Genomic DNA, 24,482 nt, shown 5'->3' with positions numbered 1-24,482 from the left:
TGCGCGCAGCGCCTGCTCAGAGCAGGCCGGCCTCGCGCATGGCGGCACCGACCTGGGCCTGGCCGGCTTCGGTCAGGGGCACGATGGGCAGGCGCAGCTGGTTTTTGATGCGGCCCAGCTGCGACAGCGCCCACTTGGCAGGCGCAGGGCTGGGTTCGCAGAACAGGTGCTTGTGCAGGCCCAGCAGCTGGAAGTGGATGCGGCGGGCCTCAGCGATATTGCCGGCCAGGGCCGCCTTGCACAGCTCGTGCATGGCACGCGGCGCCACATTGGCGGTCACGCTGACATTGCCGCTGCCGCCCAGCAGCATCAGGGCGATGGCAGTGCCGTCGTCGCCCGAGTAGATGTGGAAACCCTTGGGGGCCGACTTGATCAACTGCGCGGCGCGTTCGATATTGCCGGTCGCTTCCTTGACGCCGAAGACACCCGGCAGCGTGGCGCAGCGCAGGGTGGTCTCGGGCGCCATATCGGCCACGGTGCGGCCGGGCACGTTGTACAACATCATGGGGATGTCGACGGCCTCGGCGATGGCCTTGTAGTGCTGATAGATGCCTTCTTGCGAGGGCTTGTTGTAGTAGGGCACGACCGACAGGGTGCAGTCGGCGCCGACTTCCTTGGCGAAGCGGCTCAGCTCGATGGCTTCCGAAGTGCTGTTGGCGCCGGTGCCGGCCATGATGGGCACACGGCCGCGGGCATGCTCGACGGCCGCCTGGATGATCTGGCGGTTTTCTTCCATGCTGACCGTGGGGGACTCGCCCGTCGTGCCGACGACGCAGATGCAGTCGGTGCCTTCGGCGATGTGCCAGTCGATCAGGCCGCGCAGGGCCGGGTAGTCAACGCTGCCGTCTTCTTGCATCGGCGTCACGAGCGCAACGATGCTGCCAACAATCGGGTTCATGGAGGAATGTCCTATTTGATGCGGTGGATTCTACTCAGCGGCGCGTATGCGCTCGGAGCCAGGCTGCTCAATCGAGTGCATAGGCCTGAAAAACAGTGCCCGAGGTGGCGCTCGGCGCTTCGCAAACAGCGGCAACGCGCTGGACATAGCGCGGGTTGACGCCCTCCCGGCCTTTTTCAAAGCCGTCTTCAAAGGCGACGATGCGCAGGCCCTGAGACAGGCCCAGCAGTTCACCGGGCTGGAGCAAAAAGTCTGGCCGGGCCGGTCGGCCAATGGTGTGCTGGCCAAGGGCAAAGGTTTCGTAGATCAACCAACCGCCGGGCGCCACGGCCGCGCGGATCTGCGGGAACAGTGGGCGCCAGAGATAGTTGCTGACCAGCACCAGGTCGAACTGTCGGCCCTCCAGCGGCCAGGGGCCGTTCTCGATGTCGGCGCAGATCAGCTCGCTTGCAATGCCTTCTGAGGCGGCGAGTGCCGCAGCGTCGCGGTCGACACCGCAGACTTTCATGCCCTGCGCGGCCAAATGGCGCAGGTGGCGGCCGGAGCCGCAGGCCAGATCCAGCGCTGTGGCATCGGCAGTTTGAGCCTGCGCCCAGCGGCGCAGCCAGGGTGAGACTTCAGCACTCATGCTCAGAAACAAGCCCAGATTTGCTCGGACAGCTGCACCATCAGCGCCGGCTGCAGATAGGCCAGAAACACCAGGCCCAGCACCAGCAGGATCAGCGCCCAGCGCAGCGCCGGCTTGATCTTGGCAGAAAGCTGGCTCGGACTCATGCGGCTTGGGGGCGCGGCTCACCACGCAAGATGGGGCTTTCACGCACGGGCAGGTTCACCAGGGCTGCGGCCACGCCCAGGGCCACGGCCAGCCACCAGACCACGTCGTAGCTGCCCGTGCTGTCGTAGAGCTTGCCGCCCAGCCAGACGCCCAGGAAGCTGCCCACCTGGTGACTCAGGAACACGAAACCGCTGAGCATGGACATGTGCTGCACGCCAAAGATCTGCGCCAGCACGGCATTGGTGGGCGGCACGGTGGACAGCCAGAGCACACCCATCACCGCCGAGAAAATATAGACCGACATCGGTGTCAGCGGCGTGAGCAAGAAGGTGACAATGGCCACCGAGCGCAGGCCGTAGATGGCCGAGAGCAGGTAGCGCTTGGGGTAGCGCTGGCCCAGTACGCCGGCGCCGTAGGTGCCGAAGACATTGAAGAGGCCGATCAGGGCCAAGGCGTAGGTGGCCACCTGGGGCGACAGGCCCTGATCCTTCAAGTAGCTGGGCATGTGCACGCCGATGAATACGACCTGGAAGCCGCAGACGAAATAGCCGGCCATCAAGAGCTGGAAGCTCCGGTAGCCGAAGGCTTCGCGCAAGGCCTGGACGATGCTCTGCGAATGGCTGTGCACCGGTTTGGCGACCTTAGGCTCGCGCAGACCTAGGGCCAGGGGCAGGATGACCAGGGCGGCGCAGGCCAGGATGAAGAGTGCGTTCTGCCAGCCGGTCGACGCGATCAGCCAGTTCTCCACCGGCACCATCAGAAACTGCCCGAAGGAGCCGGCCGCGGCCGCCACCCCCATGGCCCAGGAGCGCTTGTCGGCCGCCACATTGCGCCCGATCACGCCGTAAATCACGGCATAGGTGGTGCCCGATTGGGCGATGCCGATCAGAAGGCCGGCGCTGCCCGTGAAGGCCAGGCCCGAGGTCGAGAGCGCCATCAGCACCAGGCCCAGGGCATAGAGAAGGCCGCCGATCAACAACACCCGGAAGGGGCCGAAACGGTCGGCCAGCATGCCGGCAAAGGGCCCGGCGATGCCCCAGGAGATGTTCTGCACCGCCAGCGCAAAGGCAAAGGTCTCGCGTGTCCAGCCACGGTCCATGGTGATGGGCTGCAGCCACAGGCCGAAGCCATGGCGTATGCCCATGGACATGGTCACGATCATGGCGCCGCAGAGCAGGACCTGGAACATGGACAGGCGCGGGGCGGCGGTGGGCGTGGGGCTGGCGGTCATCGTGCGACTGTAACCAAAGCGCTCAGCCGGCGCCCAGCACCCGTCCCTGGCGCACCCGCATCTGGATCTTGCTCAGCGCGTCCAGATCCTGGATCGGGTTGGCGGGCAGCAGCAGGAAGCTGGCTTCGCAGCCGGGCTCGAAGCAGCCCAGGCGGCGCTTGGGGAAGAGCACATGCGGCGTGGTGATGGTGGCCATCTTGAGCAACTGCGGGCGGCCGATCACGCCCAGGCGGTCGAGGTTGCGCAGCTCGCCCAGCACCGAGCCGTTGAACAGGTCGGAGCCCAGCAGCAGGGGCACGCCGGCCGCTTGCAGGGTGCGCAAATTGTCGGCCTGCTGGGCGCGCACCTTGGTCAGCTGTTCGGGCGACATGCGGAACAGTTCGCTGGCGGCCGTGGCGGTGATCACGGCCACTTTGCGGCGCGCGGCCTCGGCGGCCATCTCGGGGCTGATGCGGTAGCTCTCGGCGCCCGTCCCCTCAAAAAAGAACAGGCCCGGCAGGCGGGCGATCCAGTGGGCGCCGGCCAGTACGGCGATGTTGAAGTCCGCGGCCGTGTCGGCCTGGGCGATCACCAGCAAGCGGTCCTGCAGCGCTTTCTTGACGATGGCGGCCGGCAGCTCGGGCTTGAGGCCCAGGCGGCCGAACTGCTTGGGGTCGGCGTGGAGCTCGGGGCTTTCCGAGCGGCTGAGCATGAACTTGAGCGCCTCGCTCTTGCGTGCCTGCACCAGCGGCCATTTCTTTTCGACCTGCTCCAGGCTGTCCATCACCAACACGGTCTTGTCGATGTGGTCCTCGGGCTTGGGCTTCGGCGCGGCGGAATTCGGGTCTTCGGTCAGCAACTGGGCCAATGGCTGGCCGTCCGAAGAGGTGATGCAGGCGGTCACGAACACCAACTCTGGCCCGGCAGCCTGGGCGCCGGCGGCGGCCAGGGGGCGCACGGCGCCGGCGCCCTTGGGCTCGGCGCATTGCATCAAGGCGTAGAACACGCCGTCGCGCAGATAGCCTTGGCCGTAGCGGCCCCAGGCCCAGGCGTTTTGCAGATTGTGGTTGTGGGCGTCGGCCAGGGGCGGAATCAGGAACTGGCCCTTCAAATTCATGCGCCGCTGGGCTTTCTTGATCTTCTGGCTGCTGAATTTGCCGTCCTTGACGTAGAGCGTGCCGGAGCGGAAGCCCTGGCCGTCGAACCACTGAGCGTTCTGCAACTCCATCGTGACCGAGGCACCGGGGTGCAGGTCATCGGCCGTGGCTGCTGCGGGCTGGGCCTGGCTGGGTGCGGCCAGGAGAAACAAGGCCAGGGCGGCGGTGCAGGCGCGGGCCCGGCGCGACAAAAAGGTGACGAGTGCTGGCATAGGCCGGGGATGGTAGCGAGTTTGAGAGTGCACACCCCAGCGCAGGTTTGCCGGCCGCCCCCGAGGCAAACCCTAGAATCCGCCCCCATGGCCACCAAAGCTTCATCCTCTCCCAACACTTCCTCCGCCACGCCCGGCAGCTACGGCGAGGGCTCGATCCGCGTGCTCAAGGGCCTGGAGCCCGTCAAGCAGCGCCCGGGCATGTACACCCGGACCGACAACCCCCTGCACACCATCCAGGAGGTCATCGACAACGCGGCCGACGAGGCCCTGGCCGGTTTCGGCAAGCGCATCGACCTGATCCAGCACAGCGACGGCTCCATCTCCATCGCCGACGACGGCCGCGGCATCCCTTTCGGCCTGCACCCCGAAGAGGGCGTGCCCGTGGTCGAAATCGTCTTCACCCGCCTGCATGCCGGCGGCAAGTTCGACAAGGGCTCGGGCGGCGCCTACAGCTTCTCGGGCGGCCTGCACGGCGTCGGTGTCAGCGTCACCAATGCCCTGGCCAAGCGCCTGGAGGTGACGGTCTGGCGCGGCGGCGAAGTGGCCAGCCTCGCGTTTGAGAACGGCGATGTGGTCGAGCCGGTCACGGCTCGAAAAGCCGAGCGTGGCGACCGCAAGCAGGGCACGACGGTGCGCGTCTGGCCTGATGCCAAGTATTTCGAAAGCGCCGAACTGCCCAAGAACGAGCTGGTCCATCTGCTGCGCAGCAAGGCGGTGCTGATGCCGGGCGTCATCGTCACGCTGACGAACGAGAAAACCGGCGATGTGCAGACCTGGTCCTACAAAGGCGGCCTGCGCGACTATCTGCAGCAGACCCTGACGGCCGACGCGCTGATCCCGCTGTTCGAAGGTGAGCAATACGCCGGCCGCAGCGAGACCGAGAACTTTGCCGAGGGCGAGGGCGCTGCCTGGTGTGTGGCCTTCACCGAAGAAGGTCAGACCATGCGCGAAAGCTACGTCAACCTGATCCCCACAGTGGCCGGCGGCACGCATGAGTCGGGCTTGAAGGACGGCCTGTTCGGCGCCATCAAGGGCTTCATCGAGCTGCACAGCCTGCTGCCCAAGGGTGTCAAGCTGATGCCGGATGATGTGTTCTCGCGCGCGTCCTTCGTGCTCTCGGCCAAGGTGCTGGACCCGCAGTTCCAGGGCCAGACCAAGGAGCGCCTGAACAGCCGCGACGCGCTGCGTCTGGTGTCCACCTATGTGAAGCCGGGCCTGGAGCTGTGGCTGAACCAGCATGTGGAATTCGGCAAAAAGCTGGCCGAGCTGGTCATCAAGCAGGCGCAAACCCGCCAGCGCGCCTCGCAAAAAGTCGAGAAGCGCAAGGGCTCGGGTGTGGCTGTGCTGCCGGGCAAGCTGACCGATTGCGAAAGCCGCGACCTCTTGCACAACGAGGTCTTCCTGGTCGAGGGTGATTCGGCAGGCGGCAGCGCCAAGATGGGCCGCAACAAGGAAACCCAAGCCGTGCTACCCCTGCGCGGCAAGGTGCTGAACACCTGGGAGGTCGAGCGCGACCGCCTGTTCGCCAACAACGAGATCCACGACATCTCGGTGGCCCTGGGCGTGGACCCGCATGGCAAGAACGATTCGCCCGACCTCAGCGGCCTGCGCTACGGCAAGGTCTGCATCTTGTCCGATGCGGATGTGGACGGTTCGCACATCCAGGTGCTGCTGCTGACCCTGTTCTTCCGCCATTTCCCCAAGCTGATCGAAACCGGCCACATCTTCGTCTCGCGGCCGCCGCTCTACCGTGTCGACGCACCGGCGCGCGGCAAGAAGCCCGCCGCCAAAATCTACGCCCTGGATGAAGGCGAACTCACCGCCACCCTGGACAAGCTGCGCAAGGAAGGCGCCCGCGAAGGCAGCTGGAGCATCAGCCGCTTCAAAGGCCTGGGCGAGATGAGTGCCGAACAGCTCTGGGACACCACGCTCAACCCCGAAACCCGCCGCTTGAGCCCGGTCACCTACGGCGCGCTCGACCTGGGCGAAACCGAGGTCGCCATCAACAAGCTGATGGGCAAGGGCGAAGCCTCCTCGCGCCGCGAGTTGATGGAAATCCACGGCGATTCCGTCGAAGTAGACGTTTAAAACCACTGCGACTGCTACCCCCATGAAAACCGTCTACAACGCCCGGCATGCGGCGCACGCGGCCACGCACGAGTTCTTTCGCGGCCGCCTGGTGCCGGCCTTCGAGGTGCCGGCTCGAGCCGACTATGTGCTCGCTGCCGTGCAAGCGGCTCAGCTGGGCGAGCTGTTGGAACCGGTCGACCATGGCCTGACGCCGCTGGAGCGCGTCCATGCGCCGGCCTATCTGAGCTTTGTGCAAGGCGCCTGGGCCGAATGGCAGTCCTTGGGCGGCGAGGGCGATGCCTTTCCTGCCGTCTGGCCGGTGCGCTCGCTGCGCAGCGATGTCGCGCCGCGCAGCTTTGCCGCCCGTATGGGCCTGTATTCCATGGACAGCGGAACGCCGCTGACGTCCGGCAGCTGGGAGGCCGCCTACTGGGGCGCGCAAGCCAGCCTGACCGGCCTGGATCAGGTGCTGGCTGGCGAGCGCAGCGCCTATGTGCTGACCCGCCCGCCGGGCCACCATGCCGGGGCGGATTTCTTCGGCGGCTACTGCTTCGTCAACAACGCGGCGGTGGCGGCCCAGGCGGCGCTGGACGCCGGCCTGCAGCGCGTGGCCATCCTCGATGTGGACTACCACCACGGCAATGGCACGCAGGCCATTTTTTACGACCGTGCGGACGTGTTCTATGCCAGCCTGCATGGCGATCCGCAGACGGAGTTTCCTTTCTTCCTCGGCCATGCCGACGAGACCGGTGCCGGCGCCGGCCAGGGCTTCAATGCCAACTTCCCGCTGCCGGCTGGTGCCAGCAACGAGGCCTGGTTCGCGGCGCTGGAGGCGGCGCTGGAGCGGCTGCAGGCCTATGCGCCCGAGCTGCTGATCGTCTCCCTGGGCGTGGACACCTATGGCGGCGACCCGATCTCGCATTTCAAGCTGGACCGCCCCGAGTTCAGTCGTTTGGGCCAGCGCCTGGCGGCCTTCGGTGCCCGCACCCTGTTCCTGCAGGAAGGCGGTTATGCCACCGAGGCCATCGGTCACAACGTGGTCGCCGTTCTGCAAGGTTTCGAACCCCGGCCATGAGCAACGCCGCGCCGCGCGTGCATCTGCGTCCGACCATGTTGTCGGACCTGGACTATGTCGTCTCCATCGAGCAGGACGGCGCCAACCGCCCCTTCATCACGCCGTGGGAGCGGGTGCAGCACGAGGGTGCGCTGCGCTTCCCTGACTCGCGCCACTTCATCATTGAGGCGGGGCCTGAGGCGACGCGCGCCGGCTTTGTCATCCTGCAGGGCTGCCGCAACCCGCATGGCTCGGTCGAGCTCAAGCGCATCGTGCTGGGCCCCAAGGGCGCGGGCCTGGGCCGGCGCTCGGTGCGCCTGCTCAAGGCCCTGGCCTTCTCCCAGCTCAAAGCGCACCGCTTCTGGCTGGACGTCAAGGCTCTGAACACGCGCGCGCTCAAGCTCTACGCCAGCGAGGGTTTTGTCGAAGAGGGCCGCTTGCGTGAGAGCGTGCGCGTTACCACAGAAGGCGCCGATGGCTACGACAGCCTGGTGGTCATGTCCCTGTTGGACCGCGAGTACCAGGCCCGCCTGGCCCTGGGCGAGGAGGGCGCTTGAGTCGCCTTTTCCTTTTGTTCGGGCTGCTGCTCAGCCTGGCTGGCGGCGCGCGCGCTGAACTCTGGGGTTACGTCGATGGCCAGGGCATGGCGCACCTGGCCGGCCACCAGGTCGACAGCCGCTACAGCCTGGTGCTGGGCGGTGCACAGGCACGGCGTGAGGCTGCGGCTCAAACGCAGGTGCCGGGCAAGAGCGACGGCGGCCAGGGCCTCTTGACCTGGCTGGAGTTCGCGCCCGAGGTCAAGGCGGTCCAGCCTTTTTTGCGCGAGGCCGCGGCCCGGCATGGTGTCGATATGGAACTGCTCAAGGCCGTGATCGCGGTCGAGTCGGGCTACAGGCATGACGCTGAATCCAAGCGCGGTGCGCTGGGCTTGATGCAGCTGATGCCCGAGGCGGCGCGGCGTTACGGCCCGGTGAACCGAGACCAGCCCAGCAAGAAACAAATACTCGATCCGCGCACCAATGTCCTAACCGGCGCCAAGATGCTGGCCGATTTGATCAAACGCTTCGGCCGTATCGATGCGGCCCTGGCCGCCTGGAATGCCGGCGAGGGCGCGGTGCGCCGCCACAGCGGGCGCATGCCGCCCTTTGCCGAAACTCAAGCCCATGTTCACCTGGTGCTGGAGCTGTACTGGGCCTTGCTGCAACACAGCCTGCCCGCCCAAGCCCAGCAACTCAAGATTCACAAGAACGAACCCTGACGACGAATCGCATGACCCAGCAGACTTCCATTTTTGACAACCCGCCGCCGAACTCCGGTGGCGGTGGCAGCGGCGGCGCGGGCGACGGTGACAACCTGACCCTGGGCCATTACGCCGAGCGTGCTTACCTCGAATATGCGCTGAGCGTGGTCAAGGGCCGGGCTCTGCCCGATGTCTGCGACGGCCAGAAGCCGGTGCAGCGCCGCATCCTCTACACCATGGAGCGCATGGGCCTGTCCTACAGCGGCAACACCGGCGCCAAGCCGGTCAAGGGCGCGCGGGTGGTCGGTGATGTGATGGGCAAGCTGCACCCGCACGGTGACCAGTCGGTCTACGACGCCTTGGTGCGCATGGCGCAGGACTTTTCCCTGCGCTACCCGCTGATCGATGGCCAGGGTAATTTCGGCAGCCGCGACGGCGACGGCGCCGCCGCCATGCGTTACACCGAGGCGCGGCTGTCGCCGATCGCCCGCCTGCTGCTCGACGAGATCGACGAAGGCACGGTGGACTTCACGCCCAATTACGACGGCTCCACCCAAGAGCCGCGCCAGCTGCCGGCGCGCCTGCCTTTTGTGCTGCTCAACGGCGCCAGCGGCATTGCCGTGGGCATGGCCACCGAGGTGCCCAGTCACAATCTGCGCGAGGTCGCGGCCGCTTCGGTGGCCTTGCTCAAGAACGAGAACCTCAGCGACGACGAGCTCTTCACCCTGCTGCCCGGCCCGGACTACCCCGGCGGCGGCCAGCTGATCAGCCCGGCCGACGACATCCGCGCGGCTTACCTCAGCGGCCGCGGCAGCATGAAGCTGCGCGCGCGCTGGAAGATTGAAGATCTGGCGCGCGGTCAGTGGCAGCTGGTCGTCACCGAGCTGCCACATGGCTGCAGCTCGCAGAAGGTGCTGGAGGAGATCGAGGAGCTCTCCAACCCCAAAGTCAAGGCCGGCAAGAAGGCCTTGAGCCAGGAGCAGGTGCAGCTCAAAGCCAGTGTGTTGGCCGTCTTGGACTGCGTGCGCGATGAGTCGAGCAAAGACGCCGCCGTGCGCCTGGTCTTCGAGCCCAAGAGCCGCACCGTGGAGCAGCAGGACTTGATCAGCACCTTGCTGGCGCACACCAGCCTGGAGACTTCGGCCTCGCTGAACCTGACCATGGTCGGAGCCGACGGCCGGCCGACGCAAAAGGGCTTGCGCCAGATCCTGAGCGAATGGCTGGGCTTCCGCCAGACCACGGTGCAGCGCCGCACCCAGCATCGACTGGACAAGGTGCGTGACCGCATCCATGTGCTGGAAGGCCGGCAGCTGGTGCTGCTGAATATCGATGAGGTGATCCGCATCATCCGCAACGCCGATGAGCCGAAGCCGGCCCTGATCGAGCGTTTCCGCCTGTCCGACCGTCAGGCCGAGGACATCCTGGAAATCCGCCTGCGCCAGCTGGCGCGCCTGGAAGCGATCAAGATCGAGCAGGAGCTCAAGAGCCTGCGCGAGGACGAGGCCAAGCTGGCCGACATCTTGGCCAACCCGAGCGTGCTCAAGCGCACCGTCATCAAGGAAATCGAGGCCGACGCCAAGCAGTACGGCGACGATCGCCGCACCCTGATCCAGGAAGAAAAGCGCGCCACCGCCGAAGTCAAGGTGGTGGATGAACCCGTCACCGTGGTGGTCAGCTTGAAGGGCTGGGTGCGCGCACTCAAGGGCCACGAGGTCGAGCCTGCGGCCCTGGCCTTCAAGTCGGGCGACCAGCTCTACGGCACCTTCCCCTGCCGCAGCGTCGACCCGCTGATCGTCTTCGGCAACAACGGCCGGGTCTACTCGGTGCCGGTGGCCATGCTGCCGGGCGGGCGCGGTGATGGCCAGCCCATCACCACCTTGATCGAGCTGGAAAGTGGCAGCCAGATTGCGCATTACTTCGCCGGCAATGCCCAGCAGCGACTGGTGCTGGCCGGCACCGGTGGCTTTGGTCTGATCGCCCAGGTGGGCGATCTGGTTGGCCGGCAAAAAGCGGGCAAGACCTTCCTGAGCCTGGAGGGTACGGAGCAGCCGCTGCCGCCGGCCGTGGTGCCCGCCGGCGAGGTGCTGGGCGTGCAGCTGGCCTGCCTGAGCCTGAACGGCCGCCTGCTGACCTATGGCCTGGACGAGCTCAAGCACCAACCCAAGGGCGGCCGCGGCCTGACCCTGGTGGACCTGGAGGACAAGGATGCGCTGCTCAGCGTGGCCGCCTTCACGCAAGGCCTGCTGGTGATCGGCACCGGCCGCGGCGCCAAGCCCAAGGAGGAGACCCTCAAGGGCGTGGGTCTGGCCAGTTATGCAGGCAAGCGCGCCCGCAAGGGCAAGCCGGTCGAGGCCTTCCAAAAGGTCTTGCGCGTGCTGGCGCCCTGATCGATGCGACGCGAATTTCTGAGGCGTGGCCTGGCAGCCGCAGGCCTGGGCGCGAGCCTGGCTAGGCCGTCCTGGGCCACGGCCGTCAGCCTGGATAGCCTCGATTTCCAGGCTGCTTGCCAGGCGCTTGAAGCGAGGCTCGGTGGCCAGATCGGTGTGTTTGCGCTGAACACCGAGAACCAGGTGCAGCTCGACTACCGTGCCGATCAGCGCTTTGCCATGTGCTCGACCTTCAAGCTGCTGCTGGCCGCCGCTGTGCTGGCGCGCATCGACGCCGGCCAGTTGCGACCCGATCAACGCCTGCGTTATGGGCCGCGCGATTTGCTGGCGCATGCGCCGGTCACCGGTGCGCTGCTGCAGGGTGGCTCGCAATCGGCCTCGCTGACGGTGGCCGAGTTGTGCGCGGCCATCCTGGTTCACAGCGACAACCCGGCCGCCAATTTGCTGCTGCCCTTGGTCGGCGGCCCGCCGGGCCTGACCCGCTTCGCGCGTGAGCAGGGCGATCCGATCACCCGGCTGGACCGCATCGAGCCGGCGCTCAACAGCAATGAGCCCGAGGACCCGCGGGACAGCAGCACTCCAGCGGCCTTCGTCGGCTTGATGGACCGCATCCTTGGCACGGTGCTGTCGGAGGAGTTGCGCCAGCAGCTGCTGGTCTGGATGAACGCCTCGGAGACCGGCCTGCGCCGCCTGCGCGCTGGAGCACCGCAGGGCTGGCCGGCGGCGGACAAGACCGGTACCGGCGCGCGCGGGGCGGTCAATGATGTGGCGGTCTTCTTTCCGCCCAATCAGGCGCCTGTCTTGATGGCGGTGTTCATGAGCGGCTCGACCCAGCCGCTGGCGGCACTGGAAGCCGCACATGCGGAGCTGGCGACCCGGGCCTTGGCCGAGTTGATCAAGAGCGGCAGCGCCGCCCCGCTCACCAGCTCTTGAAGGGGCGCTGGGCCAGCTGCGAGTTGAAGTAGCGCGGGTCCTGGCTGACTTCCTCGCCCAGCCAGTCGGGGCGCTCGAAGACCTGGTCGGCGTCGCTGAGTTCGATCTCGGCCACCACCAGGCCGGCGTTGTCGCCGAGGAACTCGTCCACCTCCCAGAGCATGCCGGCGTGGCGGATCTCGCGGCGGATCTTCTCGACCCGCGGGCCTTCGCACAGGGCCAGCAGCTCGCGCGCGTCGGCCACCGGCACGGGGTATTCAAATTCGGCCCGGGCCACTCCTTCGCTGCGGCCCTTGATGGTCAGCCAGGCCTGTTCGCCTTTGATGCGCACGCGCACCGTGCGTGCCGGGTCGCGGTTCAGATAGCCCTGGCTGATGAACTCACCGGGGCTGCTGGCCTTCCAGGCCTCGCCGAGGACCAGGAACTTGCGTTCGATTTCGATGGCCATGGACAGCGGCCGATCAAACGCGGGCCATGGCTGCAGCGCAGTCGCGGACGAGGCCTGGGCCTTGGTAGATCAGGCCGGTATAGATCTGCACCAGGTCGGCGCCGGCTTGCAGCTTGGCGCGGGCGTCTTCGCCGCTCATCACGCCGCCCACGCCGATGATGGGGTAGTTGCCACCCAGGGCCGAGCGCAGCAGGCGGATCACGCGGTTGCTGGCCTCGAACACCGGCCGGCCCGAGAGACCACCGATTTCCTCGGCGTGCGTCATGCCTTTGACGGCCTCGCGCGAGATGGTGGTGTTGGTCGCGATCACGCCGTCAATGCCGTTCTTTTGCAGGGTTTGGGCGATCACGGCCACCTGCTCCTCGTCCAGATCGGGCGCGATCTTGACGAACATGGGCACCTGGCGCTTGGCGCTCGCTTCCAACTGCAGCTTGCGTTCTTGCAAGCGGCCGAGCAGGGCGTCGAGGGCTTCGTCGCTTTGCAGGGCGCGCAGGTTCTTGGTGTTGGGGCTGGAGATGTTGACGGTGATGTAGTCGGCGTGCGGGAACACACCGTCCAGGCCCAGCAGGTAGTCGCTGGCCGCCTCTTCGATGGGCGTGACCGCGTTCTTGCCGATGTTCAGGCCCAGCAGACCTCCTGCGGCGCGGAAGCTGTGCGCGCGCTGGACGTTGGCCAGGAAGCTGGCCAGGCCTTCGTTGTTGAAGCCCAGGCGGTTGATCAGGGCACCGGCCTCGGGCAGGCGGAACATGCGCGGCTTGTCATTGCCGGGCTGGCCCTTGGGTGTGACCGTGCCCACCTCAATGAAACCGAAACCCATGGCGCCCAGGCCGTCGATGCAGCGGCCGTTCTTGTCCAGGCCGGCGGCCAGGCCGATGCGGTTGGGGAACTTCAGCCCAGCCAGCTCGATCGGATCGGCGATGCGGGGCTGCGACCACAGGCATTGCGCCGGTGTGTTCTGCAGCCGGGCGATGGCGCCCAGCGTCAGCTCGTGGGCATGTTCGGGGTCCAGGCCGAACAGAAAAGGGCGGGTGAGGGCGTAGGGGATCAGAGGCATAGCCGCGAATTGTCGCATTGGCTCGACTCCGCCCTGTGCGCAGCTTTGAGCTGCGCAGCCTAGGGGGCAGCTTGGGTGGCCGGCTCGCGGTCCCAGGGCGGCAGCTCGCCCAGTTGATCCAGCAGGAAGTCGATCAAGGCCCGCACCTTGGTGCTGGGTTGGCGGTTGGGCAGGTAAACGGCGTACAGGGCGTCGCCTTCGGCAATGCCGCTGATTGGGCGCCATTCGGGCAAGAGTTGCACCAGCCGGCCTTCGCGCAGATCGGCACCCACGGCATAGCTGGGCAGCACGGCAATCCCCAAGTCGGCCAGAGCGGCGACCCGCAGCGATTCACTGCTGTTGACGGTCAAGCCACTCTCGAAGCGCAGAGCGCCCTGCACATCGACGCCGTCTTCCTGCCCGCTGCTGCCGTGTCGAAAGCGCCAGCGTTCGGGCGCTTGCAGATAGCCGAATCGCAGGCAGCGGTGCGAAGCCAAGTCGGCCACAGCCTCGGGCCGGCCCGCTTCGGCCAGATAGGCCGGCGAGGCGCAGAGCCGGTAGTGAATGGTCGCCAGGCGCCGCGCCACCAAGCCGGGTGAGGGCGAGCCGGTCAGGCGCAGCACTACATCAAAGCCTTCCTCGGCCAGGTCAACGTAACGGTCATTCAAACCCAGCACCACCTGCAGCTGCGGGTGCTGGCGGCAAAAGCCGGCCAGCAAGGCGGTCAGCTGCAGATTGCCGAAGGAGGTGGAGGTGCTCAGGCGCAAGGTGCCGCGCGGCTGTTCGCGGCGGTCGCTGAGCTCGGCGTCCAGGGCCTGCGCGTCTTCCAGCAGGCGCAGGGCGCGCTCGTAGACGGCCCGGCCTTCGGGCGTGGGGCTCAGGCTGCGGGTGCTGCGATGGAGTAGGCGCGTGCCCAGCTCGGCCTCCAGGCGGCTGATCTGCTTGCTCAGCGCCGATTTGCTGCTTCCCACCAGGCGCGCGCCGGCCGAGAAGCTGCGCGTCTCGACGATGCGGACAAAGCTGTGTAAGTCTTCCAAACGCCCCATGGTCACCCGTCCTTTGGCCGCTCTCGGCATCGTTATTGTTTCCTTTGTGGAAACTTTGAAATGAAAAGTGGGTGGATTGTGGCTTGAAGTGCTTGTTTCTACAGTGGCTTCACCTCTTGTTTGAAGCGAGCGGCGCTTGCGCCGGCACCTGATGAATCCTGCTGCACCGGTCTTGGTCTCCCATGGCTCACCTGCTTCCGCGTATCCCGCCGCAGTTGTTCCAGCGCGCGTCTTGCCTTGGCTCTTCGTTCTGTTCTGGAGCAGCGGCTATCCCGTGGGCAAGCTGGGCTTGGCTCATGCGGCGCCGCTGAGCTTGCTCAGCCTGCGCTTTGGTCTGGCGGCTGTGCTGCTTTTGGCCCTGGCCATGATCAGCCGGGCGCCCTGGCCGCGTTTGGCTCGGAGCTGGCTGCATCTGGGCGTGGTGGGGCTCTTGATTCAGGTGCTGCACTTCGCCGGGGTCTACCAGGCCATGCGCTGGGGCCTGCCCAGCGGCGTGGCGGCTCTGTTGATTGGGCTCATGCCCTTGTTGACGGCCATGGGTGGGTACCTTTGGCTGGCTGAGCGGATCCAGCCGCGCCAGGCCTGGGGGCTCGCCCTGGGTCTGGCTGGCGTGGGCCTGGTGGTGCTGGCCAAGCCTTTGCAGCAGGCTGCTGGCGGAGGAGGAGGCACGGCGGGCCTGGCCTACGGCGTAGGTCTGCTTGGGCTGGCGGGTCTGGTCTTGGGCACCCTGTACCAAAAGCGCTTCTGCGCCGGCATGGATTTGCGCAGCGGCAGCGCCATCCAGATGACGGTGGCGGCGCTGGCCATGCTTGTGCTCGCTGTGGTGGTCGAGGGCGGCGTGCAGGTCGAGTGGCGCAGCGAGGAGCTTTGGTGGGTGCTGCTGTGGCTGGCCGGGGTCAACTCGATTGGCGCTTTCAGCCTGATGTTCAGCATGGTGCGTCGCGGCTCGGCCAGCCGGGTGGCGGCGCTGTTCTTCCTGATCCCGGCCATGTCCACGCTGATGGGCTGGGCCTTGCTTGGGGAGGCTTTGCCGGTCTTGGCTTTGCTGGGCCTGGCGTTGTCGGCAGCTGCGGTCTTCTTGTCCGCGCGGACACCAGCTTAGGCCCTGCACGGATAATGCCTGCAATGTTTCTTGGAGTTTGAGTCATGCAGTCTCTCGACAACCCCGCAAAGGACCGCGAAATCGGCCGCCGCAGCGATGCTGGTGATGCCAGCACGCAGGACAGCACCCGCACCGACGACACCCGCATCGGCGCCGTCCGCCCCCTGATCTCGCCGGCCCTGCTGCTGGATGAGTTGCCGCCACCGGACAGCTCGCTGCAGCTGGTCGAGCAGGCGCGCCGCGACATCAGCGATGTGCTGCATGGCCGCGATGACCGCTTGCTGGTGGTGGTGGGCCCGTGTTCCATCCATGACCACGACCAGGCCATGGACTACGCCCGCCTGCTCAAGGACCTGCGCGCCGAGTTGCAGAAGGACCTGTTGATCGTCATGCGCGTGTACTTCGAGAAGCCGCGCACCACGGTCGGCTGGAAGGGCTACATCAACGACCCGCGCCTGGACGGCAGCTTCCACATGAACGAAGGCCTGCGCCTGGCGCGCAAGCTGCTGCTGGATGTGACGGCCCTGGGCCTGCCGGCCGGCACCGAGTTCTTGGACCTGCTGTCGCCGCAGTACATCAGCGATCTGGTGTCTTGGGGTGCCATCGGCGCGCGCACGACCGAGAGCCAGAGCCACCGCCAGCTGGCTTCCGGCCTGTCCTGCCCGGTGGGCTTCAAGAACGGCACCGATGGTGGCATCAAGGTTGCCAGCGATGCGGTTCAGGCGGCTCAGGCCAGCCATGCCTTCATGGGCATGACCAAGATGGGCGCGGCCGCCATTTTTGAAACCCGCGGCAACGACGATTGCCACATCATCCTGCGCGGCGGCAAGGCGCCCAATTACGACGCGGCGTCTGTTGCCGCGGCCTGCGAGGCCATGCGCAGCGCCGGCCTGCGCGAGCAGGTGATGGTGGACTTCTCGCATGCCAATTCGAGCAAGAAGTTCGAGCGCCAGATCGATGTCGGCCGCGATGTGGCCGCGCAGATCGCCGGCGGCGACGCACGCATCACCGGCGTGATGATCGAGTCGCATCTGCAGCCGGGCCGGCAAGACCTGGCCGATGGTCAGACCAAGCACGACCTGTTGCCCGGTGTGTCCATCACCGACGCCTGCCTGGGCTGGTCGCAGACCGAGCCACTGCTGCGCGAACTGGCGGCAGCCGTGCGCGCACGGCGCGGCTGAGAGGCTGAGAACTTTTTACTGCGCGGCCGCCATACGTCGTTGATCGAATGCTCGGAATCCTCTCGTACATAGAGTACGTTCCGGTTCCTGCGCTCCGCCCGCCTAGTCTGACTGCCGCTCGCTACAAAAGTTCTCACCCTCTGAGTCCGATCTGCATTGAATCTGGGGCGACCGCGTGCGGTCGCCCTTTTTCTTTCCGGGTCGGGGCTTGGCCCTAGGGATCGGACCGCAGCCCTTCATTTCGCGCCCGCCGGCTGCCGCTGGCACCGCAGCGCTTCGCTTGGTCGCATCGCGCTGGGCCGGCGCCGCAGGTCTTTCTAGAGTTCAGCCATCGTCACTGAACCCCAGAGGTCCTGCCATGAAGAAGTCGAACCGCAAGCCGCATGCGCTGAGCATGTTTTTGTCTCTTGCTTCCTGCGGGCTCGCGCTGAGCGCGGCCCTGGCCTTGAGCCTGCCGGCTGCGCCGGCCTGGGCGGCCGATGTTGTGCCTGCCGCTGGCGCTGCGACGGCCGACATGGAGTTGGAACTGACCGGCATCGCCAGCAGCGAAGGCCAGATCCTGATCAGCGTGTTTGCCTCGCCCGAGGACTGGCTCAAGAAGCCGGTGGCCGTCGTGCGCGCCGAGGCCAGCTCGCAAAAAGACGGACGCCTGCTGATCAAGCTCGGCGCTCTGCCGGCCGGCCGCTTGGCCTTGAACGTGGCCCATGACCTCAATAGCAATGGCCGCTTGGACATGAATGCCATGCGCATGCCCACCGAACCCTTTGCCTTTTCGAACAACGCCACCGGGATGTTCGGTCCGCCGAAGTTCGATGCTGCGCTGTTCGAGGTGAAGGCCGGTGCGCGCTTGAGCGTGTCTCTGAAGTGACTGGGCAGCGGACGCAACAAGGAGTGGATGCCATGGACATGAAGATGCAAAGACGCGACTGGCTCAAGCTCGGTGTGGCCGGCGGCCTGGCGTGGAGCGGTGTGCAAGAAGCCTTGGCTCAGGGCCTGGCGGCGCCGGCCTTCGCCAGCGCCGCGCCCGAATTGGCCCCGCTGCAGGGCTTGCGCGGCCAGGATCTGGACGCACGCGACTTGCTGATCGAAGGCCGCCTGCCTGATGGCCTGCGCGGCACCTACTACCGCAACGGCCCCGGCCTGATGGCGCGCGGCGAGGAGTGCTACCGCCATTGGTTCGATGGCGATGGTCTGGTCCAGGCCTGGACCTTCGGCGGCAGCGCCGGTCGGGCCCAGGTGACGCACAAGGCGCGCTTTGTGCAGACGCGCAAGTTCAAGGCCGAGGCGGAAGCCGGGCGTTTCTTGTTGCCTGCCTTTGGCACGGCGATTCCGCCGCGCATGGCCATCCAGAATGCCGACAGCCTCAATGTGGCCAACACCAGCGTGCTGCTGCTGAATGGCCGGCTCCATGCGCTCTGGGAAGGCGGCAGTGCCTACGAGTTGGACCCGCAGACCTTGGCCACCCGCGGCCCGCGGGTCTGGTCGCCCGAGTTGGCCGGCATGCCGTTCTCGGCCCACCCCAAGGTGGAGCCGGACGGCACGGTCTGGAACTTCGGCACGGCCGGCGATCGCATGGCGGTCTACCAGATCTCGGCTCAGGGTCAGGTCTTGCGCAGCGAGGTGTTTGATTCACCTGTCCCCGTGCCCATGGTCCACGACTTCGCGGTCTCGCAGCGCTTCCTGGTGTTTCTGCTGCCGCCGATTCAACTGGACATGGCTGCCTTGCGCGGTGGCCAAAGCATGCTGGATTCGATGCGTTGGCAGGCGCAAGACGCGACCCGGGTGCTGGTGGTCGACAAAGCCGATTTCAGCCGCCGTCGGGTTTTCGAAATGCCGGCCAGCCTGGTCTTTCACTTCGGCAATGCCTGGGACGAAGGCCCGGCCGGTGCCGAGACTTTGCACCTCGACTATGTGGAATCGCGCCCGCTGCCCCAGGTCAATGCCGAGCTGCAGCAGGTCATGCGTGGCGAGCGGCCGGCGCCGCAGAGTTCGCAGCCGCGCTTCATGCGTTTGCAGATGGGGGCGGCGGCTGCCGGCTCAGCTGGCCTCAGCCCTTCCGCACCCGGACGCATCACGCTGCAGTCGCGCAGCGAATCAGTCGAGTTCCCGGTGGTGGACCCGCGCGTGGTCGGCCAGCGCCACCGCCATGTCTACTACCCGACCGCCGTGGACCTGGGCACGCGCTGGGGCTTCAACGGCCTGATGCATCTGGACGTGGACAGCGGCCGCCGCGAGCGTTTTGCCTTCGGCCCCGACGTGGTGCTGGAAGAACATGTGCTGGTGCCCAAGCCCGGCACGCCGCAAGGGGCGGCCGGCGAGGGGCAAGGCTGGTTGTTGGGCCTGGGCTATGACTCCCGCCGCCAGCGCAGTTTTGCCAGCGTCTTCGATGCCCAGGCGCTCAGCGCCGGTCCGCTGGCACGGGTGTGGTTGCCGTACTGGGTCACTTACGGCTTCCATGGGAAGTTCTATGGTGAGGGTGTGAACAGGTGAACAGGTGAACAGGTGAATCGTGAATCGTGAATCGTGAATCGTGAATCGTGATTCGTGATTCGAGCCGGTGGGCCTGTCACCTGTTCACTCATTCACTCGTTCACTTTGAACCCTCAGCGCTGGCTGCTGCTCAGCTCGGCCACCACCGCATCGTTGGTCATGCCGCTGTTCAGGTGCAGGACGCTGCGCTCGCTGTGCGACTCTTCCGCCTCAAAGGCACCGCCGCTGAGGCCCACCACGGTGAGCACGGCGATGGCCGTGATCCAGGATTGCGGGTCGCGCAGCAGGCGCAAGAGACGGGTGACGGGGTTGCGGCCGATACCTGCTCCGCCCTTGCCGTTTGCGCGGCTGCCTGGCGTGCTTCTTACTTGAAAGCTACCTTGGAAGCTGCGTTGAGGCGCTTGACCCACGCGCGCCACCCAGGCGGGCAGGTGGGACGCTTGGCCTTGCGCTTCGTGGGTTTGTGCGGCGGGGGTGGGGTGGGGTGCCAGGTTCATCGTCAGTGCTCCAGAGTCTTTGGTTTGGGCGCGGGCTGCAGATGCGGAAGACCGGGTGTCCCGTCGCAGCGCTGAGGCAACTGTATAAATAAACAGCTGTATGTGCAAACAGTATTTGTTCGAGGGTCTTGCCATGGGGGTATGCGGAGCGCATTCACGGGGGCGGCGCGGTCCGAGCGGGGTTGGCCTGACGCCTCGTCGATAATGTCCTGGCTGCGGCGTGCTCGAAGCGCGCTGTCTTTTCATCACTTTTTCGCCCTCGACGCACCATGACCCAAGACGAACTCAAAACCCTGGTTGGCCAAGCCGCTCTGCACTATGTGAAGCCGGGCAGCATCGTCGGCGTCGGTACCGGCTCGACGGTGGACAAGTTCATCGATGCACTGGCCGCCAGCGACATCAAGGTCGCGGGTGCTGTGTCCAGCTCGGTGCGCTCCACCGAGCGCATGAAGGCCCTGGGCATTGCCGTGCTCGATGCCGCCGAGGTGCCAAGCCTGGGCGTCTATATCGACGGCGCCGATGAGATCGACCATGGCGGCCACATGATCAAGGGCGGCGGCGCAGCACTGACGCGCGAGAAGATCGTGGCCGATCTGGCGCAGCAGTTTGTCTGCATTGCCGACGAATCCAAGCTGGTCCAGGCCCTGGGCAAGTTCCCGCTGCCGGTCGAGGTGATTCCCATGGCTGCTGCGCAGCTGGCGCGTCGTTTTGCCGCGCTGGGCGGCGTGGCCACGCTGCGCGCTGGCGTGGTCACCGACAACGGCTGCCACATCCTCGATGTCACCGGCCTGCAGATCACCGACCCGGTCGCCTTCGAGGCCGATGTGAACCAGTGGCCGGGCGTGGTCACCGTGGGCGTGTTCGCCCGCAACCGTGCCAACGTCTGCTTGCTGGGTACCTCGGAAGGTGTGAAGACCTTGAGCTTCTGATTCAGCCTGGCTTGCCGTCAGCCACCGAGCTGTCGGCCCAGGAAAGAAAAAAGCCGGCGCAATGCGACCGGCTTTTTTGTGGCCAGCTCTTTCCGAGCTGTGGCCCCGAATCCAGGGCCCAGGCTGAGCCTCAGTGGCGCCGCGTTTGGCCGCTGCGCTCCAGGCGGAACACACCGATGGCCTCGGCCAGCCGTGAGGATTGATCGCGCAGGCTTTCGGCTGCCGCTGCCGATTCCTCGACCAAGGCCGCGTTTTGTTGGGTCATCTGGTCCAGCTGCGTGACGGCCGCATTGATCTGATGGATGCCGTCACTCTGCTCCCGCGATGAGGCGCTGATCTCGCCGATGATGTGGGATACGCGCTGCACGCTTGCCACGATTTCTCCCATGGTGCTGCCGGCGTCCTGCACCAGGCGTGTGCCCGATTCCACCCGCTCCACGCTGGCACCAATCAGGGTCTTGATCTCGCGCGCAGCTTCGGCCGAGCGCTGTGCCAAGGAGCGCACTTCAGACGCCACGACAGCGAATCCGCGGCCTTGTTCGCCGGCTCGCGCAGCTTCCACGGCAGCGTTCAGTGCCAGGATGTTGGTCTGGAAGGCGATGCCGTCGATGGTGCCGATGATGTCGCCGATGCGGCGCGAGCTGCTGCTGATTTCTTCCATGGTACTGACCACCTGGCCGACCACGGTGCCGCCGCGCTGCGCGACCTCGGCCGCATTGCTCGCCAGTTGGTCGGCAGTGCTGGCCGACTCCGCTGTCTGCTTGACCGTCCCGGTCAGCTGCATCATGGAGGCAGCGGCCTGTTGCAGGTTGGAGGCGGTCTGCTCGGTACGGGCCGAGAGGTCGTGGTTGCCGGTGGCAATTTCGGCGCTGGCGGTGCTGATGCTGTCGGTGGAGCTGCGCACCTCGCCGATCAACTTGAGCAAGGCAGCCTGCATCATGCGCAGCGAATTGAGCAGTTGGCCTGTTTCATCGGCACCGCCGGTGGGGATCGGATGACTGAGGTCAAAGTTGGCAATGGCTTCGGCCGCGCCCACGGCCTCTTGCAAGGGGCGGGTGATGGAGCGCGTCAGCCACAGGGCCAGGCCAAGACCGACCGCCGCAGCGCACAGGGCGAACATCACCAGACCCGCGCGCGCGGTGCCGTTGTTGGATTCGATGCGTTGGGCCGCCTCGTCGAGTTGCTTGCGTTGTAGCAACACGATGGCCTTGATCTGCTCTTGGAATTGCTGGGCAGCAGGCTGGAACTTGCTGTCAAACAACTGGCGAGCGCCGTCGGCATCGCCACTTTTCTTGGCCGCCGTGACGGCGTCACGTGCACCGAGGTAGGCCTTCCGCGCCTCAGACAGGGCCACGAACATGGTCTTTTCTTCGGGGGACGTCATCAAGAGTTCCAGCTGCTTTTGCAGCTCGCTGGACTGCTTGGTCGACTCGGCCGCACCGGCGGCGAAGAAGTCTGCCAGGCTTGGGTCCGCGCTGATGGCAATGGCACTGGTGCGGTTCACGCCGTTGGTGATGTTTCGGTACCAATCCGAGGCCGCTCGTTCGGTCACCAGGGAGTCTTGGTAGATCACCTCCGACTCGACCGCCACTTTGTAAAGCGCCCAGTAGCCCAGTGCCGAGCCGCCAAAGGAGATCAGCAAGACCAGGCCAAGAACGGCGCCCAGACGTTGGCCGATGGAGCGACCTTTCAATGTGGCCGTGGGGTGTGAACTCATGGGTGAACCTGCTTGTTGTGTGAAAAAACGGCCGCTGCGGTCCGTGAAATGGACGAAGGGCTAAGGTTCTTATCGGCCAGTTGCTTCATCACCTGAGCCCTGACCCGGTCTGATGTGCGCAAAGCGCGCCGTGCTCGCGCAGGCCGACGGGCAGGCGCAGGCGGGCGCTCAGCCCTTCGCTCGGTGCCGGCGCAATCCAAACCGGGCCGGATCGATGGCGTCGATCAGGCTGGCTTCCAGCGGTACGGGCGCACCGCAGACCTGGGCGGCCAAGACCTGCGCGCACAGAGCTGCCCAAGTGATGCCTCGGGAGCCCAGGGCCATGCACACGCCCAGAGCCGGGCGCCGCGGCATAAAGCGGAGCTGTTCCGGCATCGGCCCGTCAGTCGGCATGGGCAGCCCACCCACCAAAGGCATTCGATCCGCAGCAGCCAAGCGCCAGCCCACGCGGCCGCCACTGGCCATCAGCTGGGCGGCGGCCTCCGGGCTTAAACCGGCAAGTTCCGCAAACTGGCTGAGGTTGCGCTGGTGGTCAGACTCCCTGAGCACGGTGTCCTGATCTGCGTCCTGGCTGGTCGCTCCGCACCACAGGCCCTGAGCCGTGTCTGCGATTGCATAGCCGATACCCGCTACGGGCAGCTTGGGCCTGGGACAGTTGGGCTTCAGCGCACCCAGATGGCTGAGCTGGCCGCGCAGTTGAAGCAAGGGTAAGTCGGGCGCCCACGCTTGCAGCAAGGCCTGCGCTCGGTGGCCGCCGGCCAGGACCAGCAGCCCTGCCTCTCCCAGAAGCTCATCGTCCTGGCCCCAGATTTGCCAGCCCTGCTCGTTGGGGCTGACTCGATGCACGGGGCTGTTGAGTTGCAGTCGTGCCCGGCTTTGGGTCAGAAGTGCGTTGACGTAGGCTGGCGGGGCTAGGGCGCCGCCTCCAGGATAGAGCCAGGCCGGATGCCCGAGATCCAGGCCACTGAGTGCTCGTGCCTCGCTCGGTTCCAGCACTTGCACATAGTCAGCGGGCAGGCCCAGCGAGCCAAGCAAGCCGCGCATCTGTTCCGCACTGCGCTGGGTCTCCAGACGCAGCAGGCCATGCTGCAGCCAGGGCAAATCGGGCAGACTGCGCAGCACCCGCTCGGTCTCCAAGGCAGCGGCGCGATTGAAGCGAGCGTGGATGCCATCGTCGGGGTTGAGTGTGCCGTGGAACAAGCCGGCCGGGTTGCCCGAGCTGGCCTGGGCCGGCCCGCCATGCTCATCAATCACCGTGCACGCGATGCCGCGCTGCGCCAGGGCCCAGGCGCAGGCTGCGCCGGCCAGACCGGCGCCCAGCACCAGGGCCGTGCGCGCGCCCGGCGCCAGGGCGGCTCTGGCGGCCGGCTTGTGCAGCTGATGGCGTGGCAGGTAGTGGGCCACGCACATGCCGCCTTTGTTGGCAAAGCCGCGCTGGCGTTCGACCTCGAAGCCGGCTGCCGCCAGGCCCTCGCGCACCTGCGGCGCCACGCTCCAGCTGCCGGCTGTGGCGCCAGGGGCTGCATGGCGGCCCAGGGCCTTGAGCAGGTGGCGGTCCCACATCTCCGGGTTCTGCTGTGGGTTGAAACCGTCCAGGTAGAAGGCATCGACCTCGGCCACCAGTTCGCGCAGCCAGTGCTGGGCGTCCCCGAAGCACAGCAGCAGCTGCACCTGGCCTTGCTCGAAGCTGAGGCGGTGCAGATCGGGCGTCAGCGGAGGCCAGGCGGCCAGCAGCGCCGCCGCCTGCTCGGGCAGCTCGCTCTGTACATGGGCGCGAGCCAGGTCCGCGCGCAGCACGGGGTGCTTCTCGATGCTGATGAAGACCAGGCGCTCGCAGCGCTGCGGGTCCTGGCGCCAGGCCTCCCAGGTGGCCAGGAAGTTGTTGCCCAGACCGAAGCCGGTCTCCAGGATCACGAACTCCTCGCGCCCGCCCCAGCGGTCGGGCAGGCCATTGGCGCCGAGAAAGACATGGCGGGCCTGGGCCAGGGCGCCGGCGCGGCTGTGATAGACATCGCCGAAGTCCGGCGCCAGCGGTGCGCCTGGGTCAGAGAAATCGATGTGGGCGGGTCGCAGGGCGGCAGAGCGGGCTTGCTTCGTCAT

22 protein-coding genes are annotated in these 24,482 nt (G+C 66.4%); 11 read left to right on the top strand and 11 right to left on the bottom strand.

Annotated elements, in window-relative coordinates:
- Positions 1-16: 16 nt before the first annotated feature.
- The 5 genes from dapA to ACQY39_RS17165 form a co-directional block, all read right to left on the bottom strand.
- Positions 17-898 (bottom strand): 4-hydroxy-tetrahydrodipicolinate synthase, encoded by an 882-nt coding sequence (dapA, locus tag ACQY39_RS17185; RefSeq protein WP_428508259.1) that lies wholly within the window; start codon positions 896-898, stop codon positions 17-19.
- Positions 899-965: 67 nt separating this feature from the next.
- Positions 966-1,526: a class I SAM-dependent methyltransferase gene (locus ACQY39_RS17180; RefSeq protein WP_428508257.1), complete on the bottom strand. Its 561-nt coding sequence runs from the start codon at positions 1,524-1,526 to the stop codon at positions 966-968.
- A 2-nt stretch (positions 1,527-1,528) separates the two neighbouring features.
- Entirely contained in the window at positions 1,529-1,672 is a 144-nt protein-coding gene (locus ACQY39_RS17175) for a hypothetical protein (protein ID WP_428508255.1), read from the bottom strand.
- Positions 1,669-2,904, bottom strand: a complete 1,236-nt coding sequence (locus ACQY39_RS17170; RefSeq protein WP_428508253.1) for an MFS transporter — start codon at positions 2,902-2,904, stop codon at positions 1,669-1,671. The genes ACQY39_RS17175 and ACQY39_RS17170 overlap by 4 nt, the downstream gene beginning before the upstream one ends.
- Before the next feature lie 22 nt (positions 2,905-2,926).
- Entirely contained in the window at positions 2,927-4,252 is a 1,326-nt protein-coding gene (locus tag ACQY39_RS17165; protein WP_428508251.1) for an amidohydrolase family protein, read from the bottom strand.
- A gap of 87 nt (positions 4,253-4,339) precedes the next feature.
- Here ACQY39_RS17165 and ACQY39_RS17160 point away from each other — a divergent pair, with 87 nt between their 5' ends.
- Genes ACQY39_RS17160 through bla form a run of 6 tightly spaced genes read left to right on the top strand, consistent with a single transcriptional unit; the run spans position 4,340 to position 11,939 of the window.
- On the top strand, positions 4,340-6,343 hold the full coding sequence (locus ACQY39_RS17160) for a DNA topoisomerase IV subunit B (RefSeq protein ID WP_428508249.1): 2,004 nt from the start codon (positions 4,340-4,342) through the stop codon (positions 6,341-6,343).
- A 22-nt stretch (positions 6,344-6,365) separates the two neighbouring features.
- Complete coding sequence (locus ACQY39_RS17155) at positions 6,366-7,400, top strand: histone deacetylase family protein (RefSeq protein WP_428508247.1); 1,035 nt, start codon at positions 6,366-6,368, stop codon at positions 7,398-7,400.
- On the top strand, positions 7,397-7,936 hold the full coding sequence (locus ACQY39_RS17150; protein WP_428508245.1) for a GNAT family N-acetyltransferase: 540 nt from the start codon (positions 7,397-7,399) through the stop codon (positions 7,934-7,936). Before ACQY39_RS17155 ends, ACQY39_RS17150 begins: the two co-directional genes overlap by 4 nt.
- Positions 7,933-8,637 carry a lytic transglycosylase domain-containing protein gene (locus ACQY39_RS17145; protein WP_428508243.1) on the top strand — a complete coding sequence of 235 codons (705 nt, stop codon included), beginning with the start codon at positions 7,933-7,935 and terminating at the stop codon, positions 8,635-8,637. The genes ACQY39_RS17150 and ACQY39_RS17145 overlap by 4 nt, the downstream gene beginning before the upstream one ends.
- Before the next feature lie 11 nt (positions 8,638-8,648).
- Positions 8,649-11,006 (top strand): DNA topoisomerase IV subunit A, encoded by a 2,358-nt coding sequence (gene parC / locus ACQY39_RS17140; protein WP_428508241.1) that lies wholly within the window; start codon positions 8,649-8,651, stop codon positions 11,004-11,006.
- 3 nt (positions 11,007-11,009) lie between these two features.
- Positions 11,010-11,939 carry a class A beta-lactamase gene (gene bla / locus ACQY39_RS17135; RefSeq protein ID WP_428508239.1) on the top strand — a complete coding sequence of 310 codons (930 nt, stop codon included), beginning with the start codon at positions 11,010-11,012 and terminating at the stop codon, positions 11,937-11,939.
- Here the strand turns inward: bla and ACQY39_RS17130 are convergent.
- Genes ACQY39_RS17130 through ACQY39_RS17120 form a run of 3 tightly spaced genes read right to left on the bottom strand, consistent with a single transcriptional unit; the run spans position 11,926 to position 14,466 of the window.
- On the bottom strand, positions 11,926-12,387 hold the full coding sequence (locus ACQY39_RS17130; RefSeq protein WP_428508237.1) for a CYTH domain-containing protein: 462 nt from the start codon (positions 12,385-12,387) through the stop codon (positions 11,926-11,928). The two genes, bla and ACQY39_RS17130, sit on opposite strands and share 14 nt — an antisense overlap.
- Before the next feature lie 13 nt (positions 12,388-12,400).
- Positions 12,401-13,441: a quinone-dependent dihydroorotate dehydrogenase gene (locus ACQY39_RS17125; RefSeq protein ID WP_428508235.1), complete on the bottom strand. Its 1,041-nt coding sequence runs from the start codon at positions 13,439-13,441 to the stop codon at positions 12,401-12,403.
- A 59-nt stretch (positions 13,442-13,500) separates the two neighbouring features.
- Complete coding sequence (locus tag ACQY39_RS17120) at positions 13,501-14,466, bottom strand: LysR family transcriptional regulator (RefSeq protein WP_428508233.1); 966 nt, start codon at positions 14,464-14,466, stop codon at positions 13,501-13,503.
- A gap of 232 nt (positions 14,467-14,698) precedes the next feature.
- Here ACQY39_RS17120 and ACQY39_RS17115 point away from each other — a divergent pair, with 232 nt between their 5' ends.
- The 4 genes from ACQY39_RS17115 (at position 14,699) to ACQY39_RS17100 (ending at position 19,239) form a co-directional block, all read left to right on the top strand.
- A complete protein-coding gene (locus ACQY39_RS17115; protein ID WP_428508231.1) occupies positions 14,699-15,568 on the top strand; it encodes a DMT family transporter in 870 nt (289 codons plus the stop codon).
- 44 nt (positions 15,569-15,612) lie between these two features.
- The gene (locus ACQY39_RS17110; RefSeq protein WP_428508229.1) at positions 15,613-16,749 is read left to right on the top strand and encodes a 3-deoxy-7-phosphoheptulonate synthase; all 1,137 of its coding nucleotides are present in this window, start codon (positions 15,613-15,615) and stop codon (positions 16,747-16,749) included.
- 358 nt (positions 16,750-17,107) lie between these two features.
- Positions 17,108-17,617 carry a DUF2141 domain-containing protein gene (locus ACQY39_RS17105; protein ID WP_428508227.1) on the top strand — a complete coding sequence of 170 codons (510 nt, stop codon included), beginning with the start codon at positions 17,108-17,110 and terminating at the stop codon, positions 17,615-17,617.
- Positions 17,618-17,649: 32 nt separating this feature from the next.
- Positions 17,650-19,239 (top strand): carotenoid oxygenase family protein, encoded by a 1,590-nt coding sequence (locus ACQY39_RS17100; RefSeq protein ID WP_428508225.1) that lies wholly within the window; start codon positions 17,650-17,652, stop codon positions 19,237-19,239.
- A gap of 113 nt (positions 19,240-19,352) precedes the next feature.
- Here ACQY39_RS17100 and ACQY39_RS17095 read toward each other — a convergent pair whose 3' ends face one another.
- Complete coding sequence (locus ACQY39_RS17095) at positions 19,353-19,736, bottom strand: hypothetical protein (protein ID WP_428508223.1); 384 nt, start codon at positions 19,734-19,736, stop codon at positions 19,353-19,355.
- Between the two features lie 269 nt (positions 19,737-20,005).
- On the opposite strand from ACQY39_RS17095, the gene rpiA reads away from it, so the two are divergent.
- The gene (gene rpiA / locus ACQY39_RS17090; protein ID WP_428508221.1) at positions 20,006-20,665 is read left to right on the top strand and encodes a ribose-5-phosphate isomerase RpiA; all 660 of its coding nucleotides are present in this window, start codon (positions 20,006-20,008) and stop codon (positions 20,663-20,665) included.
- Positions 20,666-20,795: 130 nt separating this feature from the next.
- On the opposite strand, the gene ACQY39_RS17085 is transcribed toward rpiA, so the two are convergent.
- Both ACQY39_RS17085 and mnmC read right to left on the bottom strand, forming a co-directional pair.
- A complete protein-coding gene (locus ACQY39_RS17085) occupies positions 20,796-22,382 on the bottom strand; it encodes a methyl-accepting chemotaxis protein (RefSeq protein ID WP_428508219.1) in 1,587 nt (528 codons plus the stop codon).
- Positions 22,383-22,550: 168 nt separating this feature from the next.
- Positions 22,551-24,482 (bottom strand): FAD-dependent 5-carboxymethylaminomethyl-2-thiouridine(34) oxidoreductase MnmC, encoded by a 1,932-nt coding sequence (gene mnmC / locus ACQY39_RS17080; RefSeq protein ID WP_428508217.1) that lies wholly within the window; start codon positions 24,480-24,482, stop codon positions 22,551-22,553.

Origin of the sequence: Roseateles sp. (assembly GCF_965262435.1) — a bacterium.
GTDB lineage: Bacteria > Pseudomonadota > Gammaproteobacteria > Burkholderiales > Burkholderiaceae_C > Paucibacter_A.
This window is presented reverse-complemented; position numbering and strand designations above follow the sequence as displayed.

Coding starts and splice junctions, on each gene's coding strand:
- ACQY39_RS17155 (WP_428508247.1), top strand. CDS start 6,366: ATGAAAACCGTCTACAACGCCCGGCATGCGGCGCACGCGGCCACGCAC.
- ACQY39_RS17105 (WP_428508227.1), top strand. CDS start 17,108: ATGAAGAAGTCGAACCGCAAGCCGCATGCGCTGAGCATGTTTTTGTCT.
- rpiA (WP_428508221.1), top strand. CDS start 20,006: ATGACCCAAGACGAACTCAAAACCCTGGTTGGCCAAGCCGCTCTGCAC.
- ACQY39_RS17120 (WP_428508233.1), bottom strand. CDS start 14,466: ATGGGGCGTTTGGAAGACTTACACAGCTTTGTCCGCATCGTCGAGACG.
- parC (WP_428508241.1), top strand. CDS start 8,649: ATGACCCAGCAGACTTCCATTTTTGACAACCCGCCGCCGAACTCCGGT.
- ACQY39_RS17175 (WP_428508255.1), bottom strand. CDS start 1,672: ATGAGTCCGAGCCAGCTTTCTGCCAAGATCAAGCCGGCGCTGCGCTGG.
- ACQY39_RS17165 (WP_428508251.1), bottom strand. CDS start 4,252: ATGCCAGCACTCGTCACCTTTTTGTCGCGCCGGGCCCGCGCCTGCACC.
- ACQY39_RS17130 (WP_428508237.1), bottom strand. CDS start 12,387: ATGGCCATCGAAATCGAACGCAAGTTCCTGGTCCTCGGCGAGGCCTGG.
- ACQY39_RS17150 (WP_428508245.1), top strand. CDS start 7,397: ATGAGCAACGCCGCGCCGCGCGTGCATCTGCGTCCGACCATGTTGTCG.
- ACQY39_RS17170 (WP_428508253.1), bottom strand. CDS start 2,904: ATGACCGCCAGCCCCACGCCCACCGCCGCCCCGCGCCTGTCCATGTTC.
- ACQY39_RS17125 (WP_428508235.1), bottom strand. CDS start 13,441: ATGCCTCTGATCCCCTACGCCCTCACCCGCCCTTTTCTGTTCGGCCTG.
- ACQY39_RS17085 (WP_428508219.1), bottom strand. CDS start 22,382: ATGAGTTCACACCCCACGGCCACATTGAAAGGTCGCTCCATCGGCCAA.
- bla (WP_428508239.1), top strand. CDS start 11,010: ATGCGACGCGAATTTCTGAGGCGTGGCCTGGCAGCCGCAGGCCTGGGC.
- ACQY39_RS17100 (WP_428508225.1), top strand. CDS start 17,650: ATGGACATGAAGATGCAAAGACGCGACTGGCTCAAGCTCGGTGTGGCC.
- mnmC (WP_428508217.1), bottom strand. CDS start 24,482: ATGACGAAGCAAGCCCGCTCTGCCGCCCTGCGACCCGCCCACATCGAT.
- ACQY39_RS17095 (WP_428508223.1), bottom strand. CDS start 19,736: ATGAACCTGGCACCCCACCCCACCCCCGCCGCACAAACCCACGAAGCG.
- dapA (WP_428508259.1), bottom strand. CDS start 898: ATGAACCCGATTGTTGGCAGCATCGTTGCGCTCGTGACGCCGATGCAA.
- ACQY39_RS17160 (WP_428508249.1), top strand. CDS start 4,340: ATGGCCACCAAAGCTTCATCCTCTCCCAACACTTCCTCCGCCACGCCC.
- ACQY39_RS17180 (WP_428508257.1), bottom strand. CDS start 1,526: ATGAGTGCTGAAGTCTCACCCTGGCTGCGCCGCTGGGCGCAGGCTCAA.
- ACQY39_RS17110 (WP_428508229.1), top strand. CDS start 15,613: ATGCAGTCTCTCGACAACCCCGCAAAGGACCGCGAAATCGGCCGCCGC.